The organism is Vogesella sp. XCS3 (assembly GCF_020616155.1).
GTDB lineage: Bacteria > Pseudomonadota > Gammaproteobacteria > Burkholderiales > Chromobacteriaceae > Vogesella.
The window spans coordinates 557,501-576,484 of sequence record NZ_CP085530.1 but is presented as its reverse complement, the minus strand read 5'-3'; the positions used below and the strand labels follow the sequence as shown (position 1 = coordinate 576,484).

Genomic DNA, 18,984 nt, shown 5'->3' with positions numbered 1-18,984 from the left:
ATGCTTGGCAAGACAGCACATGCTGGCGGTATGCTGTTGCCCATTATTGCCCGGCGGGCACTGTTGCACCGCCGCAGACCTGAAGGACACGCCATGACCGCACGCCTTACCGCCCTTGCCGCCCTGCTGGCCCTGTCGCTACCCGCGCTGGCCAAACCGCTGACCGTCTGCACCGAAGCCAGCCCGGAAGGCTTCGACGTGGTGCGCTACAACTCGCTGACCACTACCAACGCCAGCGCCGACGTGCTGTTCAACCGCCTGGTCGATTACGACGCCCACCAGGGCAAGGTAGTGCCCAGCCTGGCTAGCGCCTGGAAAGTAGCGCCGGATGGCCTGTCGGTGACCTTTACCCTGCGTGATAAGGTAGCCTTCCACAAAACCGCCTGGTTCACCCCCAGCCGCCCGCTCAATGCCGACGACGTGGTGTTCAGCTTCCAGCGCATGACCGACCCCACCCACCCGTGGTACAAAAGCGCGCCCAACGGCTACCCGCACGCCAAATCGTTCCAGCTGGACAAGCTGATCAAGGCGGTGGTGAAAGTGGACGCCCGCACCGTACGCTTTGACCTGAACCAGCCCGACGCCACGCTGGTGCCGCTGCTGACCATGGGCTTTGCCAGCATTTATTCGGCCGAGTACGCCGACCAGCTGGCCAAGGCCGGCAACTTCGAGCAACTGAATGCGCAGCCGGTAGGCACCGGCCCGTTTGTGTTCCAGAGCTCGGCCAAAGACAGCGCGGTGCGCTACGCGGCCAACCCGGCGTACTTTGGAGGCAAACCAGCCGCCGAACGCCTGATCTACGCCATCACCCCCGATAGCGCGGTACGCGCGCAAAAAGTAAAAGCCGGCGAATGCAATATCGCGCTCAGCCCCAAGCCACAGGACATCAGCGATGCCGCTGGCGATGCCCGCATCAAGGTGCTGACCGTGCCGATGTTCTCCACCGCTTTCATCGCGCTGAACAGCCAGCACAAGCCGTTTGACGACAAACGCGTGCGCCAGGCAGTGAACCTGGCCTTTGACAAGGCCAACTACCTGAAAGTGGTGTTTGCCGGCAGCGCCAGCGCCGCCGTGAACCCGTTCCCGCCGTCCACCTTTGGCTACAACAAGGCCATCAAGGACTACAAGCTCGACCTGACCCGCGCCAAGAAACTGCTGGCCGACGCCGGCCTGCCCAACGGCTTTGACACCACCATCTGGATTCGCCCCACCGGCAGCACGCTGAACCCCAACCCGAAAGCCGGCGCAGAAGTGCTGCAGGCCGACCTGGCCAAGATCGGTGTGAAGGCCGAGATCAAGGTCATTGAATGGGGCGAGCTGATCAAGCGTGCCAAAGCCGGCGAACACGACGTGCTGTTCATGGGCTGGGCCGGCGACAACGGCGACGCCGACAACTTCCTCACCCCGCAATTCAGCTGCGCGGCGGTACAGAGCGGCACCAACTTCGCCCGCTTCTGCGACCCGGCGCTGGACAAGCTGATCACCGACGCCCGCCGCGACGCCAGCCCGAAACTGCGTGCGGCCAACTACGCCCGTGCGCAGCAAATCATCAAGGAACAGGCACTGTGGGTGCCGCTGGCCCACCCCACCGCCGCCGCACTCACCAGCGCCAACGTCAGCGGCTACAGCGTCAGCCCGTTCGGCCGCGTGGATTTCGGCAAGACCGTGGTGAAATAAACCACGCACGCGAGTAACAAAGCCAAGCGGCCAAGCTGGTTACAGCTTGGCCGCTTTTGTTTCAGCACGCGGGTAAACGCTTACTCGCCCATCACCACGCCTTCGCGGCGCGGGTCGGCACCGCCGAAGAAGCCGTCAGCCGTACGACCGATGGCCTGCAGGCCGCTGGTCATGTCGGTTTCACGCACCTCGTGCTGGCGGGCTTTCAGCCAGTCCACGGTACTGGCCGGAAAGCGTTTTTCTTCCAGCATGGTGGGCGCGCCGGTGGCGCCGAAATTGGGCAGATTGATGGCCTGTTGCGCATTCATGCCCCAGTTGAGCATGCCGTACAGCGTCTTAGCGGTGTAGTGGATAATCAGCGCGCCGCCGGGGCTGCCGCCGCTGATCAGCACCTGGCCGCTGGCCTTGTCGAACACCAGCGTCGGGCTCATCGAGCTGCGCGGGCGCTTGCCCGGCTCTACGCGGTTGGCGGTGGGCAGGCCACTGCTGTCGTTGGGGGCAAAGTTGAAGTCAGTCAGCTCGTTGTTCAGCAAAAAGCCACCCGCACCCTTGCCGCCGGGGTTCACCATCTGGCGCGAGCCAAACTGCGCCTCGATGGTGGTGGTCATGCTCAGCGCGTGGCCGTTTCGGTCGATGATGCTGATGTGGCTGGTGCCGTACTCCGGCTGCGCCGCCGCCACGCCCAATGCGGTGCTCAGCACGCCGGGCTGGCCAGGCTGCGCGGTTTTCATGCTGTTGTCGGTGATCAGTTTGGCGCGGCTGGCCAGGTAGCCCGGCGCCAGCATGGTGTGCCAGCTGCCGCCCGGTGGCGCCACGAAATCGGGGTCGCCCACGTACTTGGCGCGGTCGGCAAAGGCCAGGCGCGAGGCCTCGGTGTACAGGTGCAGCCATTGCGGCGACGGCAACGGCTTGCCGTCCGCGCCCGGATCCAGCGGCAAGCTGGCGGCCGGGGTGTTGGCCAGGATGCCCAGAATCTGGCCTACCGCGATCATGCCGCTGCTGGGTGGCGGAAAGCCGCACAGGCGGTAGTCGCGGCTGGCGGCGCGGTAGTCGCTGCACAGCGCGTCGCGCTTTTTGGGCTGGTAGGCCGCCAGGTCGGCCAGTGTCAGCTTGCCGGGGTTGGCCGCATGGCCCTGCACCTTGGCCACGATGGCTTGTGCGATGCTGCCTTGCTGCAAGGCACGGTTACCCTGGCGGGCAATGGCTTTCAGCACGTCGGCGTAGGGCTGGTTTTTCAGGATGTGCCCCACCGGCCACGGCTGGCCGTCCGGCTGGTAAAAGTAGGCGGCGGCGACCGGGTCCTGCTTCAGGAACGGGTCGGATTTCAGCAGTGTGTACAGCCGCGGGCTGATGGCAAAGCCTTGCTCCGCCAGGCGGATAGCCGGCGCGAACAGCTCGGCCCACGGCAGCTTGCCCTGCTCGCGGTGCGCTATTTCCAGCATGGCGACCGCGCCGGGCACGCCCACCGAGCGCCCGCCCACCACGGCATCATTGAATGCCATCGGCTTGCCGTCGGCGCCGATGAACAGCTTGTCGTCCACCGCCGCCGGCGCGGTTTCGCGGCCGTCGTAGGCGCTCACCGCCTTGCCGTCAAAGTACAGCAGGAAAGCACCGCCGCCGATGCCGCTGCTTTGCGGCTCTACCAGCCCCAGCACCATCTGCACCGCCACCGCGGCGTCGATGGCGCTACCACCGGCAGCCAGCACCTGGCGGCCGGCGTCGGTAGCCAAGGGGTTGGCTGCAGCCACAGCGTACTGGCGCGTGGCCCAGCCGGTTTTTTCCTGGTAGCCGCTGGCGGCTTCCGGCTGTTGCGGCAGCGGGCTGTAGTTGAAATGGCTTGGTGCGCTGGCGCAGGCGGCCAGCAGCAGGGACAGGGTAATGGTGCGCAATGGGAGCATGGGTAGACCTCGGTGTGGGTAGCGGCACTCGGGGCGGTGTCGCCTGTTGTCATCGTGTAATCATGCTAAAGGCCAGCACGCGGCATGCCCAAGGTGCTAGCCGACATTTGCCACACCCGCCCCAAAATGGGCAGTGCGCTGGCATTTTCTGTCGCCGATGTGTGGCATCGCCAGCGCGAGCAGGCACTGTTACACTGCGCGCCTCCCCTTTTGCGGCCAACCTCTATGCTGACCATCCTGTACCGCGACGCGCACCTGATTGCCATCGACAAACCCCGCGGCCTGCTGGTGCACCGCAGCGAAATCGACCGCCGCGAAACGCGTTTTGCAGTGCAGCTGCTGCGCGACCAGATCGGCCAGCAGGTGTTTCCGGTACACCGGCTGGACCGCGGCACCAGCGGCGTGCTGCTGTTTGCGCTGGATAGCGCCACCGCGCGCCTGCTGAACGACGCCTTTGCCAGCCGCGCACCCGCCAAAACCTATCTGGCGGTGGTACGTGGCCACCCGGCCGACAGCGGTGACATCGACCACCCGATTACCCGCCAGCCGGACGAGCGCGAATACGTGCACGATAACGCCCAGCTCAACGCCCAGCCGGCGTTTACCCGCTACCGCACGCTGGCGCGCTGCACGCTGCCGTTTGCCGTGGACCGCTACCCGCAAAGCCGCTACGCGCTGGTGCAGCTGCAGCCGGAAACCGGCCGTCGCCACCAGCTGCGCCGCCACCTCAAGCACATTGCCCACCCCATCATCGGCGACGCCACCCACGGCAAGGGCGTGCACAACCGATTCTTCCAGACGCAATACCAGGTTGGCCGCATGCTGCTGCACGCCGCCGAGCTACAGATCACCCACCCGCACAGCGGCCAGCCACTGACGCTGACCGCGCCGCTAAGCGGCGACTTTGCCCGCCTGCTGGGCGAGTTTGGCTGGGCAGACGCCCTGCCCGCCGCCTGGCTGGGTGACACCAGCGCGCCTGCGCAGGGCTAAACCCGGCCAGCCAGTCAAAACAAAACGCCCGCCCCTGTAACAGGGGCGGGCGTTTTGACAGAGCAGCGCTTAATAACGGTAGCTCAGCCCCACCAGGCCACCCACGCTGACATTGCGCGCGATCATCGGGCTGCCGCTGCGCGTAGCCTCTTGCCATTTGATATAGGCTGGCAAATGGCTGACCGACAGCCGCACCATCATGCCCAGCTGGCGGTTAAAGCCATGGCGCCAGCCCGCCTGCAGCTGGTAGCGCGTTGCCGCGTCCGCCTGGTAGGCCGGCAGCCCGCTACGCGCCGCCTCTGCCGCGCTGACACCGGTGTAGTACTGCATATAGGCCTTGGGCAGATAGCTCGCCCCGGCGGATACGCTGAACTGGTCTTGCTGGGTGCTAAACGGCAGCACGTGCTCGACGGCCACAGTAGTCAGCGTCGACTTGTGGCGCGAACGCGGGTCGTGCATGGCCGACAGCGACAAACCGGTGCGCGCATCCAGCGCCCAGGCCAGCTCGCCCCCCACCAAGACGCCATGCTTACGCTCGCCTAGCTGGCGCAAGGCCGCAATATCACTATCTTTGGGCTTGAAACGCTCGAACTCCCATTCCGCTTTGGCAGTGATGCTCAGCTGCTCGCCCAAGGGCTGCTTCCAGCCCAGCTCTGCGCCCTGAAAGTAAAACTGCTCGCCCTGGTAACCCACCAGCGGCAATGCCGACGCGCGGTTATCCGCCCCGCGATACCAGCTTTGCGCCACGCCGACACCACCACCGGCCTGCCAGCTACCTGCCTGCGCCGCCATGGCGGCTACCAATAAACCCAGCCCTGCTGTCCATCGTTTCATTTCTGCTCCTGCCCATCGGGCGGTGTGAATTTCCGTATCAACTCTATAGAAAGATGCTTACATAAAAAATGCAATGCGATCAATGACCATTGTGTGCGATAAGCGGTTCCCAGCAGGCGCCAGCTGGGCAACAGCAAAACAGCCCGGCAAGGCGCCGGGCTGTTTGATGGGCAAACAGCGTCATCTGACAAGCAAGCGTTACATCTGCCGGAACTGCGCCGCGTGGCTACGCGACAAAGGCAGGCTGTGGCCGTTTTTCAGGATCACCTGCTGGCGGCCCAGCAGGTCGCGCTCGATGCGGCCAACCTGCGGCAGGCTCACGATATAGCTGCGGTGGATCTGCGCGAAGCGCTGCGGGTCCAGCTGCGCCAGCAGCTCTTTCAGCGGCAGACGGATCAGGTGACGTTCGTGCGCGGTAACGATTTCGGTGTATTTATCGCTGGCCTGAAAATACAGCACCTCGTCCACCGCAATCAGCCGTGTGGTGTCGCCCAGGCCGGCGTGCAGCCATTGCAGCCATGGCCGGGCGGCCGGTGCGGCCAACTGTGCCAGCACCGCAGCCAGGTCGGGCGCCGGGCGGGTGTCACGCTGTAGCCGGGCCACGCACTGCGCCAGGCGCGCGTCGCTCACCGGTTTGAGCAGATAGTCGACCGCACTGGCGTCAAAGGCGGCCAGCGCGTACTCGTCGTAGGCGGTTACAAACACCACGCGGCTACGCGCCACCGTCGCAGCCACCTGCAGGCCGGTGAGACCGGGCATGCGGATATCCAGAAAGGCAATGTCGGGCTGCTCGTGCGCCAGCGCCGCGACGGCGTCGATGCCGTTATGCACCAGCGGCAACAGCGTGATGTCGGGCCACAGCGCCAGCAAACGCTGCGCCAGGCTGGCGGCCTGCAAGGCTTCGTCGTCGGCAATCAGGATGCGGGTCATGCAGAAGGCTCCTCCAGCGGCAGGCTCAGCTCGGCCACTACGCCGTGCGGCTGCCGCGCATACAGTGACAAGGCGGCGCGCTCGCCGTACAGGGCGGCCAGGCGCTGGCGCACGTTGGCCAGACCTACCCCGCTGCTGCTGCCGTGGCCGTCCGCCAGCCCCAGCCCGCTGTCGCTCACGCGCAGGCACAGTCGGCCAGGCTGTTCGATGGCTTCGATTAGCAGGCTGCCACCGTCCACTGCCGGCTCCAGCCCGTGCTGCAAGGCGTTTTCCACCAGGGGCTGGAGCAAGAGCGGCGGCAAGGGCTGATCGAGCCAGCGCCCGGCCACCTCTACGCGGTACTGCAGCCGTGCCTCGCCCATACGCAGCTGCGCCAGCGCCAGCAGCGGTGTCACCAGCGCCAGCTCGTCGGCCAGCGTCACCTCGCGGCGGCGGGTGCGGCTGAGGCTGGCGCGCAGATAGTCGTTGAGCAGGTCCAGCGCCTGGGTGGCACGCGCCGGGTCGCTGCCGATCAGGCTGCGCAAGGTGGCAAGCGTGTTGAACAGGAAGTGCGGCTCGATCTGCGCCTGCAGCAGCGCCAGCCGGGCGGCGGTTTCGGCCTGCTGCAGCTCGGCCTGGCGGCGGCCGGCGTCGGCCAGCAGCGTGAGGTTGCGCTGGTGGTTGTAGCGGTAATAAAACAGGCTGGCGGCCGAAATGGTGACCAGCGCCATCATGGCAAACTTGCGCAGCTGCAGCGCCAGGTCGGCGGTACCGGCGATGCGTTCTGGCACCACACCGGGCCACAGGCCACTGGCCAGCGTAAAACCCAGCACTACCGCCAGCGGCATACAGGCCAGTACATGCCAGAACGCCACCCGCTCCACTTTCAGCGCGTAGCACAGCAGCGAGGTGCTGCCCCACATCAGGAAGCCGATGCAGTTGGATACCAGCAGGTTGAAGCCAAAATGCTCACCCTCTGCCAGCAAGGTCACCAGCGTGGCGATGACCGCGTTAACCATCAACAGGAAAGGCAGCTCGCGGCGCAGGTCTACGCGCACATGGGGTCGGCTCATCGCCCGGTTCTCAATAGTAGAAGTTGCTGAAAAGCTGCCAGCGCAAGGCCTGGCCGCCATAGTGGCTACCCAGCCGGCCCAGGCCGCGCTCGGCGTTGACACCCACGGCCAGCCGGTCGCCCTGCCAGCGCAGGCCGGCACTAAAAAACCGGCTGTCATCGACGCGATCATGCCGCAGCATGGCGGTGGCCACCAGCCCCGGGCGCAGAAAATCCTGCCATTCTGCATGCAAAAACCACTGCTGCCGCGTCGGTGCCAGCGCCGCCTGCTGTGCCGCCTGCCGGTAGCGCCCGTAGGCCTGCCCCTGCAGTGCAGCCCAATCACCCGCGGCCAGCGCCTGGCCGTTGTAGTGCCATTCGGCGTGTAGCGTCAGCCGCGTGGCAGCGGTATAGCCCAGCCCTAGCACGCCCAGCGCCCGCCAGTGGCGCGCGCCGCCACCGGCCAGATCGTGCCGCCGGCTGGCGCTGGCCTCGCCGTACACGGTGGTGGCGTCGCCCAGCAGCAGGCTGGCCGCCACACCGGGTTGCAGCGCCTCAGCCGCACCACCGGCCAGCAGCCATTGCGTGCGCAGGCTGCCGCTGCCAGCCACGCTGGCTTGCAGCTGCCAGCGCTCGCGCCGGTTACTGCTGCCCCAGTCCGGCGACCATGCTGCCGGGTTGGCTGCATTGGCCAGTGCTGGCGCCAGCAGCACGCCAACGCTGCCGCCGTCGTACAGCTGCTGGGCGCGCAGCATCACCACACCCAGCCGGTTGTCACGGGCGCTGGCAGGGTCGGCGCTGGCAGCGGCGCGCAGGCCGCTATCGCGCCACACGTCCAGCGGGTTGAAACCCAGCGCCACGCCGCCACGCGGGTTGATGCGGCCAACATCCAGCGCCTGCGCGGGCGATGGCTGCCAGCTGAGGTAGGCCTCCTGCAGCGAGTTCACCTGCGCCGGCCCACCGGCCTGCGGCCGAAAGTCGATCCGGTCGGCCAGCACCGCGCGCCAGCCGGGCTGCAGCACGCTGTCCAGCCGCACGCTGGCAAAGCCCTGCCACTGGCTGCCCTGCCAGCGCGACAGCTGCAACTGGCCGTGCAGCGGGCTGTCCGTTTGTTGCTGACTCACAGCGCTATCAGCCAGCGTCAGGGCATCAAGCTCGGCTGCACTATCCGCTAGCGCGGGTAGCGGCATGGCGGCCAACAGCAGGCAAAGGCTCAAGCGCAGCATGATCTACTCCGCCCGAAAGCGCGGCAGATAGTCGCGCTGCAGCCAGGTTTCGGGGATGTCGCGTGCCGCCAGGTTGCCGGTGCGCATCACGGTAATCCAGCCGGGGTCCAGGCCGTCGATGATCACCGTTTCTGACGGACGCTGCACGCCCAGTTGCAGCTGGTAGCGCCGGTAAAAGGCGGTTTTCAGCAGGCGGCCGCTATCGCTGTAGAACTGGCCTTTGATCGGCCGGCTGTTGGCCGCGTCCACCCACAGCGTGATGCGCGGGTAGGTCACGTCGTCGTGGCTGGCCTGCAGCGCCAGCCGGTAGCTGGCACGGCTCTGGCGCTCGCCGTCCTGGATCGCCTCCTCGCCATCCAGCCGGGCACGGTAGTCGCGCGCCAGGTTGACCGTCATCACGTCGCCGTTGGCGGCCTGCCCCAGCAGGCGCTGCTGCGGCGAGATACGCACGCTGGCCTTGCTGGCCGGGTCGTAAAACCATAGCTCGTTGCCGTTTTTCAGCATCAGCTTGCCGGCGTCGCGCAGCGGTGCCAGAAAGCGGATCAGGTTGCGGTACTGGCCGCTGTCGCTGGCGGGGCGGGCGTAGATCTGCAGCTGGGTCTGGCCTTGTTCGCGACCGTTGCGGTACTCGATCAGCGTGTTGTCCAGCGAAAACGACTGCCCGGGGTTGCGGATGGCGTCGCTGGCGACCAGCAGTTGCTGCGCGTCCGGCGCGGCCTGGGCAAGCCCTGCGGCCAACAGCAGGGTAAACAGGATGTTACGCATGACGCAGGGCCTCCACGATATCCAGACGGGCGGCGCGGCGGGCCGGCCACCAGGCTGACAGCACCGACAACACAATCAGCCCCACGGCCGTGGCCAGCAGCATGCCGTACTCGCCGGCCACGCGTACCAGCAGCGGGATGCGCTCGCTATTGCCCGGCGGCAGCCAGGTGAGGCCGCTGTGGTTGATCAGCCAGGCCAGGCCCAGCGCCAGCAGGCTGCCCAGCAGCGCGCCGCCCAAGCCCAGCAGCAAGCCCTCGCTGACAAACAGGCGGCGGATGCCGGCCTGACGCAAGCCCAGCGCACGCAGGGTGCCGATTTCCACCGTGCGCTCCACCACCGCCATGCTCATGGTGTTGCCCACGGTAAACAGCACGATGGCGCCGATCAGCACCGCCACAAAGCCGAGGATGGCGGCAAACATGCCGGTGATCTGGCCGTACTGCGGGTTAAGGGTGGCAAAGTCCTGCACCACTAGCGGCTGGCTGCCGCCTTGCAGCAGCTGCGCCAGGCGGGCGCGCGCTGCCGGTATATCGCTGCTGTGGCGCAGCTGCAGCACGATGGCGCTGACCTGCGGCGTGTCCTGGCCGTACACCAGTTGCTGCGCCTGGGTCAGGTGCAGCTGCACGCTGATGTCGTCCAGCGCCTTCACGCCCTGCTGCTCGGCTTTTACCACCTGCAGGCTGGCCACATTGGGCGCGCCGCTGGCACGCGCCGCCAGCAGCTCGATCTGCACGCGGCCAAGGTTGGCCGCCGGCGCGGCAACCGGCAAGGCCGCCAGGTCGGCCGGCATGGCGGTGCCCTGCTGCTGCACCGGCAGCGGCTGCGGGCAGTCCTTCACCTGCAAGGGGCCGCACAGCTGCAGCACGCGTGCCACGCCGGTACCCACTACCGCGGCGTTAGGTGCGGTGCCGGTGAGCGCCACGCTGCGCTGCGGCAGGCCCACCATGTGGTAGTCGTTCCACTGCTTCAGCCGGTTTTGCCCGGCCACGTCCACGCCACGGCCGTACACGGTGCGCGACACGCCGGCGGCAAAGTTGCCGGCAATGCCGCCCAGGTCCAGCACCGGGGTCACCACTTGCAGTAGCGGCGCCAGTTGCGGGTCGGCCTGCAGTGTTTGCATCAGCCGGGTGTAGTCACGGATGCCATACGCGGCCGGGTTACCGCTGCCGAAAAGAAAGTAATCACGATGCTGGATCTGCAAATGCCCGCTACCGCGCACGAAGTCGGTTTCCAGGCCCAGGCGGATGTTGCGGTCGTAGCCGCCAAAGATCAGCACCGCCACCACACCGACGATCATCGCCAGCAAGGTAGTCAGCGTGCGGCGGCGGTTACGCACCAGGTTGCGTGCGGCCAACTGTAGCGTGTTCATGCGGCCTCCTTCACGATGGCGGACGCCTGCAGCTGGCCATCGCGCAGCAGCACGGCGTGGTCGGCGGCCGCCAGCAGCTGCGCGTCGTGCGACGAGAACACGAAGCAGGTCTGGTACTGGCGCTGCATGTCGCGCATCAAAGCGATGATGGCGGCGCCGGTGTGACTGTCCAGGTTGGCGGTAGGCTCGTCGGCCAGTACCAGTGCCGGGCGCAGGGCCAGGGCGCGGGCGATGGCCACCCGCTGGCGCTGGCCGCCGGATAGCTGGCCTGGCAGGTTGGCCGCACGGTCGGCCAGGCCTACCGCGTCCAGCAGCTCGGCGGCGCGGCGGCGGCGCTCGCTGGCGGCCACGCCGGCCAGCAGCAGCGGATACTCCACGTTTTCGCGCGCGGTCAGCACCGGCAGCAGGTTGAAGTGCTGGAATACAAAACCGATATGGCGGGCGCGAAAATCGCTGAGGCGGTTGTCGTCCAGCGTATCCAGGCGCTGGCCGGCCACAATGACATGGCCGCTGTCGGGGCGATCCAGCCCGCCTAAAAGATTCAGCAGCGTAGACTTGCCGCTGCCCGACGGGCCACTGAGGACGGTAAAAGCGTTGGCCGCAATACTCAGGCTAACGCCACGCAGCGCCGGCACATCCACACTCCCCAGGCGGTAGTGGCGGCTAAGCTCAACAACTTCGATGGCTGACATTGTTCACTCCTCTCGATCAATGCCAGCAGACTAAACCGTGCTGTAGCCGCCCGTGCGGCCGTGCGACCAGCGGTGAAATACTTCGACAAACGGTAACCGGACAGGATGAATGGCCAGACAGGCAGACGGTTTTTAACTTCCAAGGAAGTGACTTCCAAGGAAGTTTTGTCTACACTACGCGCTATGGATCAGATCGACCGCATTATTGCCGAGTGGCAACACAGCCAACCCAGCCTGGACACCACCCCGTTGGCGGTGCTGGGGCGCATTGCGCGCCTGATGGGCTACTTCGAACAAGTACGCGATGCCGTATTGGCGCAGCATCAGCTGAAGTACGGCGAGTTTGATGTACTGCTTACCCTGCGCCGCCAGGGCGAGCCTTACACCTTGAGCCCGTCACAGCTATCGCAATCACTGCTACTCACCAGCGGCGGCATCAGCAAGCGCATCGACAAGCTGGAAAACGCCGGCCTGGTAGAGCGCCTGCCGGATGATGCCGACCGCCGCGGCGTGATGATACGCCTGTCTCCCAGCGGCTTGGCCAAGGTAGACCAGGCGCTGACACCCCATACCAATGCCCAGCTCGACCTGCTAGCCCATTTGCCCGCAAGCGACCAACAAGCCCTGGCCGCGCTGCTGCAACGCTGGCTGACCGCGCTGGAAAACACCTGACACCACCCCTAACACCGTCAGGCTGCGCGCGGCCTGACGCCGTGTGCTGCCGATGGGGAATACCATGCCATCACACACACGTACCCTGTTAACCCTGCTGATCCTCCTGTGCGGGCTCAATTTGCGCCCGATTCTGGCCGGTACCGGCCCCCTGCTGGAGCCCATACGCGCCGCCACCGGCCTGAGCTTTGGCGGCGCAGCCCTGCTCACCACCCTGCCCGTGGCCATGATCGGCCTGTGCGCGTTTGCGCTGCCGCTATTCAAACGCTGGCTGGGCAGCAAAGGCGGCATCCTGGCCGGCGTGCTGCTGATTGCCGCTGCCTGCCTGCTGCGCCTGAGTGAAACCACCAGCGCGCTGATGCTCTCGGCCGGCATTGCCGGCTTGGGCATTGCCATCGTGCAAGCACTGGTACCGGCGCTGATCAAGCAGCACGGCGGCAGCCGCGTGTCGCTGATGATGGGTCTGTACGTTACCTCCATCATGGGTGGCGCCACCCTCGCCGCCGGCAGCACCCCCTGGCTGGCCGGCCAACTGGGCTGGAGCCCGGCACTGGCGGTATGGGCCATCCCTGCCGTGCTGGCAGCCTTGCTGTGGCACAGCAAAGCTCCCGCCGAAGTAAGCCACGCTACCAACAGCACATCGCACATCGCCCGCATGTTCGGCAAAGCACGGGCATGGTCACTGGCGCTGTACTTTGGCATAGGCACCGGGGTGTACGTTTGCACCCTGGCCTGGCTGGCACCATTCTTTGTCTATCTGGGCTATAGCGCACAGCAGTCTGGCCTGATGCTCAGCTACATGACCGCCTTCGAAGTGGCCACCGGGCTGCTGCTACCCATCATTGCCGCCCGCCACCACGACCTGCGCCCCTGGCTGCTGCTTACCCTTGCGGCCAACCTTGCCGGCCTTGCCGGCCTGGCCTGGCTACCGGGCCAGCACAGCCTGCTCTTTGTGGCATTGCTGGGTGCCGGCATCGGCGGCCTGTTCCCGCTCACCATGATCCTGACACTGCAACACGCAGACGATGCACAAACTGCAGGCGACCTGACCGCTTTTGTACAGGGCATCGGCTATCTGTTAGCAGCCATTGCCCCGTTTGCCGCCGGCTGGCTGCGCGACCTCACCGCCAGCTACGCGCTATCGTGGCAAATGCTGGCGGGCACCGTGCTGGTACTGCTCATCATGACGCTACGCTTTCACCCTGCGCGCTACCAAAGTGCACTGGGCCATTAATCACTCAGATTGCCCAGTACCTGCCGCACCAGCTGCAACGCTTGCTGCAAGGCGGGCAGCCCGGGAGAACCCAGAGCCAGACGCACGGCTTGCGGCACATGCGCAGTGCAGGCAAAAGGTGCTGCCGGCGACACCGCCACTCCGTGCTGGCGCAGCTCAGCCACCAGCGGCTCGGCACGCGCTGCCGGTGGCAAAGGTAGCCATAGAAAATAGGAAGCAGGATGACTGACGTAAGGCATGCCCGCCAGTACCGCAGCCGCCATGGCCTGACGCCCGGCAGCATCCTGCCGCTTCTGTGCCTGTAACCGTGCCACGGTACCGTCTGCAAGCCAGCCGCAAACCAGCGCGCACATCACGCCCGGGGTATTCCATGCCGTAGCGCGAATCACGCGTTCCATGGCCGCCCGCCAGGGCGGCGGAGCCACCACATAGCCTACTCGCAGACCCGTGGCCACACTTTTGGAAAAACCGGACACATAGACAGTCAGCTCCGGCGCAAGGGCCGCCAACGGTGGTGGCGCCCCCTCCACCAGAAAGGCGTACGCCGCATCCTCGATCAACAGCAGCCCGTACTGACGTGCAAGCGCCACCAGCGCCTGCCGCTGCGCGGCAGGCATCACCCAACCCAGCGGATTATGCAAAGTAGGCATGGTGAATACCGCACGAACCTTGCGTTGCCGGCATAGCTGCGCCAGCGCATCCAGATCGGGTCCCCCTGCAACGTGTGGCACCGGCAGCAGCGTCAGATGCAGGGTATCGGCCAACACCTTGAAGCCAGGATAAGTCAGCGCATCCACTGCCACGGCGTCACCGGGCTGCAGCATGGCCATCATTGCTACCGCCAGGCCGTGCTGCGCGCCATTCACGAGCAGTACTTGCTCCGCCCCCACCTGTAAACCCTGATCGGCCAGATAACCGGCCACCATCGCCCGCTCGCGCAGCCGTCCGCCATGCGGCTGGTAGCACAGCAGGCTATCCAACTCACCTGCCATAGCCAGTTCACGCAGTGCATCACGCAGCAAGTGCCCCTGCCCTGACAGATTCGGATTGTTGAAATTAAGGTCGATCATGTCCTGGCCCAGCAACGGCTGGTCTACACCCAAACCCGCCGGCAACGCCGCGTACCGCACAAACGTACCCCGCCCAGATTCGCCAGATACCAGACCCATGGCAGCCAGCTCCGTGTAAACACGCGTAGCAGTTGCTAGCGCCAAGCCCTCCTTTGCGGCCAAAGCGCGATGAGTAGGCAGGCGGGTGCCAGACGCGCAGCGCCCACTACGAATATCCGCAGCCAGCCTCTCTACCAGCTGCTTGTAACGCGGCAAGCCCATGGCAATGTATCCAGTACAATTTTTTGAATGTACTGATTTTTCACCTTACGCTGACCATTCGCAAGCCAATCACCCAAATGGAACAGCCAAATGCATATCGCCATTCTTACCTTCGACGGCTTCAACGAGCTGGACTCCCTTATCGCCTACGGCGTGCTGAACCGCATCAAGCAGCCCGACTGGCAAGTCTCCATCGCCAGCCCCAGTACGCAAGTCAGCTCCATGAACGGGCTGATACTAACGTCCCACATACGATTAGGCGCAGCAAACCAGGCTGATGCAGTTATCATCGGCAGCGGCCTGCAGACACGCCAAGTAGTGGCAAATACCGAACTGATGGGGCAGCTACAGCTAGACCCAAGCAGGCAGCTATTGGCGGCGCAATGCTCCGGCACACTGATCCTCGCCAAGCTTGGCCTGCTACAAACCATTCCCGCATGCACAGATCTCACCACCAAACCATGGGTGCAAGAGGCCGGCGTGCGCATCCTGGATCAACCATTTTTTGCCAAAGGCAATATCGCTACCGCCGGCGGATGTCTCGCCGCCCCCTATCTGGCGGCCTGGGTTATCTGCAAGCTAGCAGGGACTTCCGCAGCAGAAAGCGCCTTGCACTACCTTGCTCCTGTTGGTGAAAAAGACAGCTACGTCGCACACACCATGCAGTGCATTACCCCCTTCCTTGCCGGATAGCTACCTCTGCCAGAGCAGTGGCAGACTTCTGGCAAAACAGTGCCACGGCGACCATGCGTGCTTACAACGAGGGAATATATAAAGCCCGCGAAAGCGGGCTTTATGTTGGGTCGGGCAGGCTGCGGCCAAGGTTGGCCGCAGAGTGCGTGCGGTGTTTTCGCGGCACCAAAGCAAAAGCCCAGCTCGTATGAGCTGGGCTTCGGTATGGGGTGTCTGGCGGTGTCCTACTTTCACACAGGAATCTGCACTATCATCGGCGCTGAGGCGTTTCACAGTCCTGTTCGGAATGGGAAGGCGTGGGACCACCTCGCTATGGCCACCAGACATAAACTGTCACAAACTTGAAGAAGCCAGGCTGGAAATCTCCAGCCAGTAGAATTTTCTTGTATCAACCAGCGCTTCGTCATCAACAAAGCAACTCAAATGATAGGATCAAGCCTCACGAGCAATTAGTATCGGTTAGCTTAACGCCTCACAGCGCTTCCACACCCGACCTATCAACGTCCTGGTCTCGAACGACTCTTCAGGGAGGTCAAGCCTCCAGGGAAGTCTCATCTTCAGGCAAGTTTCCCGCTTAGATGCTTTCAGCGGTTATCTCTTCCGAACTTAGCTACCCGGCGATGCGACTGGCGTCACAACCGGTACACCAGAGGTTCGTCCACTCCGGTCCTCTCGTACTAGGAGCAGCCCCCGTCAAACTTCCAACGCCCACTGCAGATAGGGACCAAACTGTCTCACGACGTTTTGAACCCAGCTCACGTACCACTTTAAATGGCGAACAGCCATACCCTTGGGACCGGCTACAGCCCCAGGATGTGATGAGCCGACATCGAGGTGCCAAACTCCGCCGTCGATGTGAACTCTTGGGCGGAATCAGCCTGTTATCCCCGGAGTACCTTTTATCCGTTGAGCGATGGCCCTTCCATTCAGAACCACCGGATCACTATGTCCTGCTTTCGCACCTGCTCGACTTGTCGGTCTCGCAGTTAAGCTACCTTTTGCCATTGCACTATCAGCACGATTTCCGACCGTACCTAGGTAACCTTCGAACTCCTCCGTTACACTTTGGGAGGAGACCGCCCCAGTCAAACTGCCTACCATGCACTGTCCCCGATCCGGATCACGGACCAAGGTTAGAACCTCAAACACACCAGGGTGGTATTTCAAGGACGGCTCCACTGAAACTAGCGTTCCAGCTTCATAGCCTCCCACCTATCCTACACAAGTCTGTTCAAAGTCCAATGCAAAGCTACAGTAAAGGTTCACGGGGTCTTTCCGTCTAGCAGCGGGTAGATTGCATCTTCACAAACATTTCAACTTCGCTGAGTCTCAGGAGGAGACAGTGTGGCCATCGTTACGCCATTCGTGCGGGTCGGAACTTACCCGACAAGGAATTTCGCTACCTTAGGACCGTTATAGTTACGGCCGCCGTTTACTGGGACTTCAATCAAGAGCTTGCACCCCATCATTTAATCTTCCAGCACCGGGCAGGCGTCACTCCGTATACGTCCACTTTCGTGTTGGCACAGAGCTGTGTTTTTGTTAAACAGTCGCAGCCACCTATTCTCTGCGACCTCTACTAGCTTCGGACGCGAAGTCCTACACCAACAGAGGCACACCTTCTCCCGAAGTTACGGTGTCAATTTGCCGAGTTCCTTCTCCTGAGTTCTCTCAAGCGCCTTAGAATTCTCATCCTGCCCACCTGTGTCGGTTTGCGGTACGGTTCTTATGCAGCTGAAGCTTAGTGGCTTTTCCTGGAAGCGTGGTATCAGTTACTTCAGATCCGTAGATCCTCGTCATCACCTCTCGGCCTTAAGGTGCAGCGGATTTGCCTACCGCACCAGCCTACCGGCTTAAACGACCTATTCCAACAGGCCGCTAACCTAACCTTCTCCGTCCCCACATCGCACTGCATAAAAGTACGGGAATATTAACCCGTTTCCCATCGACTACGCTTTTCAGCCTCGCCTTAGGGGCCGACTCACCCTACGCCGATGAACGTTGCGTAGGAAACCTTGGGCTTTCGGCGAGCGGGCTTTTCACCCGCTTTATCGCTACTCATGTCAGCATTCGCACTTCTGATATCTCCAGCAGGGTTTACACCACCACCTTCACAGACCTACAGAACGCTCCCCTACCACGGACACATTAATGTGCCCATCCGCAGCTTCGGTTATCAGTTTGAGCCCCGTTACATCTTCCGCGCAGGACGACTCGACCAGTGAGCTATTACGCTTTCTTTAAATGATGGCTGCTTCTAAGCCAACATCCTGGCTGTCTAGGCCTTCCCACCTCGTTTACCACTTAACTGATCATTTGGGACCTTAGCTGGCGGTCTGGGTTGTTTCCCTCTTGACGATGGACGTTAGCACCCACCGTCTGTCTCCCATGCTTGCACTTTCCGGTATTCAGAGTTTGCCATGGTTTGGTAAATCGCAATGACCCCCTAGCCATAACAGTGCTTTACCCCCGGAAGTGATACATGAGGCACTACCTAAATAGTTTTCGGGGAGAACCAGCTATCTCCGAGTTTGTTTAGCCTTTCACCCCTATCCACAGCTCATCCCCTAGTTTTGCAACACTAGTGGGTTCGGACCTCCAGTGCGTGTTACCGCACCTTCATCCTGGCCATGGATAGATCACTCGGTTTCGGGTCTACACCCAGCGACTGAATCGCCCTATTCGGACTCGGTTTCCCTACGCCTCCCCTATGCGGTTAAGCTTGCCACTGAATGTAAGTCGCTGACCCATTATACAAAAGGTACGCAGTCACCCGTTTCCAGGCTCCCACTGTTTGTATGCATCCGGTTTCAGGTTCTATTTCACTCCCCTCCCGGGGTTCTTTTCGCCTTTCCCTCACGGTACTGGTTCACTATCGGTCGATCACGAGTATTTAGCCTTGGAGGATGGTCCCCCCATATTCAGACAGGATTTCGCGTGTCCCGCCCTACTTGTCGTATGCTTAGTTCTTGGAATGGGTTTTCGTGTACGGGGCTATCACCCACTATGGCCGCACTTTCCAGAGCGTTCCACTAACTCAATCCATAACACATACAGGCTCTTCCGCGTTCGCTCGCCACTACTTACGGAATCTCGGTTGATTTCTTTTCCTCGGGGTACTTAGATGTTTCAGTTCTCCCGGTTCGCCTCCATACGCCTATATATTCAGCGCAGGATCTCCTTGCGGAGGGGTTTCCCCATTCGGATATCAGTGGATCAAAGCTCCATTGCCAGCTCCCCACTGCTTTTCGCAGGCTTGCACGTCCTTCATCGCCTGTGATCGCCAAGGCATCCACCAGATGCACTTAGTCGCTTGACCCTATCATTTCAGTTACCTTAATCTGATGAGCTTCGCGCTGGTGACTTGTCGCACACTAAGGCGTATACGACAGTCGATACAATCTTTCTACCCAAGTCGACGATTCATCACCATAAGAATTAACTTATCGTTTTGTCTCGCCGCTTGTAAATTGGCTTCTTCAGTTTGTTAAAGATCGGGCGTTTTACAACGCAAACAGAAATTCACTCAGCTCGCTGAATGCCTTTTTGTTTGCATTGGATGGTGGAGGATGACGGGATCGAACCGACGACCCCCTGCTTGCAAAGCAGGTGCTCTCCCAACTGAGCTAATCCCCCAAAGGGT

At 62.9% G+C, this 18,984-nt stretch carries 14 protein-coding genes, 1 tRNA gene and 2 rRNA genes; 5 read left to right on the top strand and 12 right to left on the bottom strand.

What is annotated here, in order from left to right:
- The first annotated feature begins 93 nt into the window (after positions 1 to 93).
- Entirely contained in the window at positions 94 to 1,677 is a 1,584-nt protein-coding gene (locus LCH97_RS02535) for an ABC transporter substrate-binding protein (protein WP_227303228.1), read from the top strand.
- 80 nt (positions 1,678 to 1,757) lie between these two features.
- Here LCH97_RS02535 and LCH97_RS02530 read toward each other — a convergent pair whose 3' ends face one another.
- The gene (locus LCH97_RS02530; RefSeq protein ID WP_227303227.1) at positions 1,758 to 3,575 is read right to left on the bottom strand and encodes a gamma-glutamyltransferase family protein; all 1,818 of its coding nucleotides are present in this window, start codon (positions 3,573 to 3,575) and stop codon (positions 1,758 to 1,760) included.
- An 84-nt stretch (positions 3,576 to 3,659) separates the two neighbouring features.
- Between LCH97_RS02530 and LCH97_RS02525 the strand changes: the two genes are divergently transcribed.
- Positions 3,660 to 4,565 carry a pseudouridine synthase gene (locus tag LCH97_RS02525; protein ID WP_370630716.1) on the top strand — a complete coding sequence of 302 codons (906 nt, stop codon included), beginning with the start codon at positions 3,660 to 3,662 and terminating at the stop codon, positions 4,563 to 4,565.
- Positions 4,566 to 4,634: 69 nt separating this feature from the next.
- Here LCH97_RS02525 and LCH97_RS02520 read toward each other — a convergent pair whose 3' ends face one another.
- From LCH97_RS02520 to LCH97_RS02490, 7 genes are all read right to left on the bottom strand, one after another.
- Positions 4,635 to 5,399 carry a MipA/OmpV family protein gene (locus LCH97_RS02520; protein WP_227303226.1) on the bottom strand — a complete coding sequence of 255 codons (765 nt, stop codon included), beginning with the start codon at positions 5,397 to 5,399 and terminating at the stop codon, positions 4,635 to 4,637.
- Between the two features lie 198 nt (positions 5,400 to 5,597).
- Complete coding sequence (locus tag LCH97_RS02515; RefSeq protein WP_227303225.1) at positions 5,598 to 6,329, bottom strand: LytTR family DNA-binding domain-containing protein; 732 nt, start codon at positions 6,327 to 6,329, stop codon at positions 5,598 to 5,600.
- Complete coding sequence (locus tag LCH97_RS02510; RefSeq protein WP_227303224.1) at positions 6,326 to 7,381, bottom strand: sensor histidine kinase; 1,056 nt, start codon at positions 7,379 to 7,381, stop codon at positions 6,326 to 6,328. Before LCH97_RS02510 ends, LCH97_RS02515 begins: the two co-directional genes overlap by 4 nt.
- 10 nt (positions 7,382 to 7,391) lie before the next feature.
- Positions 7,392 to 8,585, bottom strand: a complete 1,194-nt coding sequence (locus LCH97_RS02505) for a hypothetical protein (RefSeq protein WP_227303223.1) — start codon at positions 8,583 to 8,585, stop codon at positions 7,392 to 7,394.
- A 3-nt stretch (positions 8,586 to 8,588) separates the two neighbouring features.
- Positions 8,589 to 9,350 carry an outer membrane lipoprotein-sorting protein gene (locus LCH97_RS02500; RefSeq protein ID WP_227303222.1) on the bottom strand — a complete coding sequence of 254 codons (762 nt, stop codon included), beginning with the start codon at positions 9,348 to 9,350 and terminating at the stop codon, positions 8,589 to 8,591.
- Entirely contained in the window at positions 9,343 to 10,719 is a 1,377-nt protein-coding gene (locus LCH97_RS02495) for an ABC transporter permease (RefSeq protein ID WP_227303221.1), read from the bottom strand. Before LCH97_RS02495 ends, LCH97_RS02500 begins: the two co-directional genes overlap by 8 nt.
- Positions 10,716 to 11,411 (bottom strand): ABC transporter ATP-binding protein, encoded by a 696-nt coding sequence (locus LCH97_RS02490; protein ID WP_227303220.1) that lies wholly within the window; start codon positions 11,409 to 11,411, stop codon positions 10,716 to 10,718. Before LCH97_RS02490 ends, LCH97_RS02495 begins: the two co-directional genes overlap by 4 nt.
- A gap of 183 nt (positions 11,412 to 11,594) precedes the next feature.
- Between LCH97_RS02490 and LCH97_RS02485 the strand changes: the two genes are divergently transcribed.
- Both LCH97_RS02485 and LCH97_RS02480 read left to right on the top strand, forming a co-directional pair.
- Positions 11,595 to 12,083: a MarR family winged helix-turn-helix transcriptional regulator gene (locus tag LCH97_RS02485; RefSeq protein ID WP_227303219.1), complete on the top strand. Its 489-nt coding sequence runs from the start codon at positions 11,595 to 11,597 to the stop codon at positions 12,081 to 12,083.
- A 64-nt stretch (positions 12,084 to 12,147) separates the two neighbouring features.
- Positions 12,148 to 13,317 carry a cyanate transporter gene (locus LCH97_RS02480; protein WP_227303218.1) on the top strand — a complete coding sequence of 390 codons (1,170 nt, stop codon included), beginning with the start codon at positions 12,148 to 12,150 and terminating at the stop codon, positions 13,315 to 13,317.
- Here LCH97_RS02480 and LCH97_RS02475 read toward each other — a convergent pair.
- Positions 13,314 to 14,648, bottom strand: a complete 1,335-nt coding sequence (locus LCH97_RS02475; RefSeq protein WP_227303217.1) for a PLP-dependent aminotransferase family protein — start codon at positions 14,646 to 14,648, stop codon at positions 13,314 to 13,316. The genes LCH97_RS02480 and LCH97_RS02475 overlap by 4 nt on opposite strands.
- 90 nt (positions 14,649 to 14,738) lie before the next feature.
- On the opposite strand from LCH97_RS02475, the gene LCH97_RS02470 reads away from it, so the two are divergent.
- A complete protein-coding gene (locus tag LCH97_RS02470) occupies positions 14,739 to 15,341 on the top strand; it encodes a DJ-1/PfpI family protein (protein ID WP_227303216.1) in 603 nt (200 codons plus the stop codon).
- 211 nt (positions 15,342 to 15,552) lie between these two features.
- Here LCH97_RS02470 and rrf read toward each other — a convergent pair.
- From rrf to LCH97_RS02455, 3 genes are all read right to left on the bottom strand, one after another.
- A 5S ribosomal RNA gene (rrf, locus tag LCH97_RS02465) occupies positions 15,553 to 15,665 on the bottom strand.
- A 104-nt stretch (positions 15,666 to 15,769) separates the two neighbouring features.
- Positions 15,770 to 18,660, bottom strand: a 23S ribosomal RNA gene (locus LCH97_RS02460).
- Between the two features lie 241 nt (positions 18,661 to 18,901).
- Positions 18,902 to 18,977, bottom strand: a tRNA-Ala gene (locus tag LCH97_RS02455).
- Positions 18,978 to 18,984: the final 7 nt, after the last annotated feature.

Coding starts and splice junctions, on each gene's coding strand:
- LCH97_RS02495 (WP_227303221.1), bottom strand. CDS start 10,719: ATGAACACGCTACAGTTGGCCGCACGCAACCTGGTGCGTAACCGCCGC.
- LCH97_RS02485 (WP_227303219.1), top strand. CDS start 11,595: ATGGATCAGATCGACCGCATTATTGCCGAGTGGCAACACAGCCAACCC.
- LCH97_RS02520 (WP_227303226.1), bottom strand. CDS start 5,399: ATGAAACGATGGACAGCAGGGCTGGGTTTATTGGTAGCCGCCATGGCG.
- LCH97_RS02480 (WP_227303218.1), top strand. CDS start 12,148: ATGCCATCACACACACGTACCCTGTTAACCCTGCTGATCCTCCTGTGC.
- LCH97_RS02475 (WP_227303217.1), bottom strand. CDS start 14,648: ATGGGCTTGCCGCGTTACAAGCAGCTGGTAGAGAGGCTGGCTGCGGAT.
- LCH97_RS02525 (WP_370630716.1), top strand. CDS start 3,660: ATGCCCAAGGTGCTAGCCGACATTTGCCACACCCGCCCCAAAATGGGC.
- LCH97_RS02510 (WP_227303224.1), bottom strand. CDS start 7,381: ATGAGCCGACCCCATGTGCGCGTAGACCTGCGCCGCGAGCTGCCTTTC.
- LCH97_RS02470 (WP_227303216.1), top strand. CDS start 14,739: ATGCATATCGCCATTCTTACCTTCGACGGCTTCAACGAGCTGGACTCC.
- LCH97_RS02500 (WP_227303222.1), bottom strand. CDS start 9,350: ATGCGTAACATCCTGTTTACCCTGCTGTTGGCCGCAGGGCTTGCCCAG.
- LCH97_RS02515 (WP_227303225.1), bottom strand. CDS start 6,329: ATGACCCGCATCCTGATTGCCGACGACGAAGCCTTGCAGGCCGCCAGC.
- LCH97_RS02490 (WP_227303220.1), bottom strand. CDS start 11,411: ATGTCAGCCATCGAAGTTGTTGAGCTTAGCCGCCACTACCGCCTGGGG.
- LCH97_RS02530 (WP_227303227.1), bottom strand. CDS start 3,575: ATGCTCCCATTGCGCACCATTACCCTGTCCCTGCTGCTGGCCGCCTGC.
- LCH97_RS02505 (WP_227303223.1), bottom strand. CDS start 8,585: ATGCTGCGCTTGAGCCTTTGCCTGCTGTTGGCCGCCATGCCGCTACCC.
- LCH97_RS02535 (WP_227303228.1), top strand. CDS start 94: ATGACCGCACGCCTTACCGCCCTTGCCGCCCTGCTGGCCCTGTCGCTA.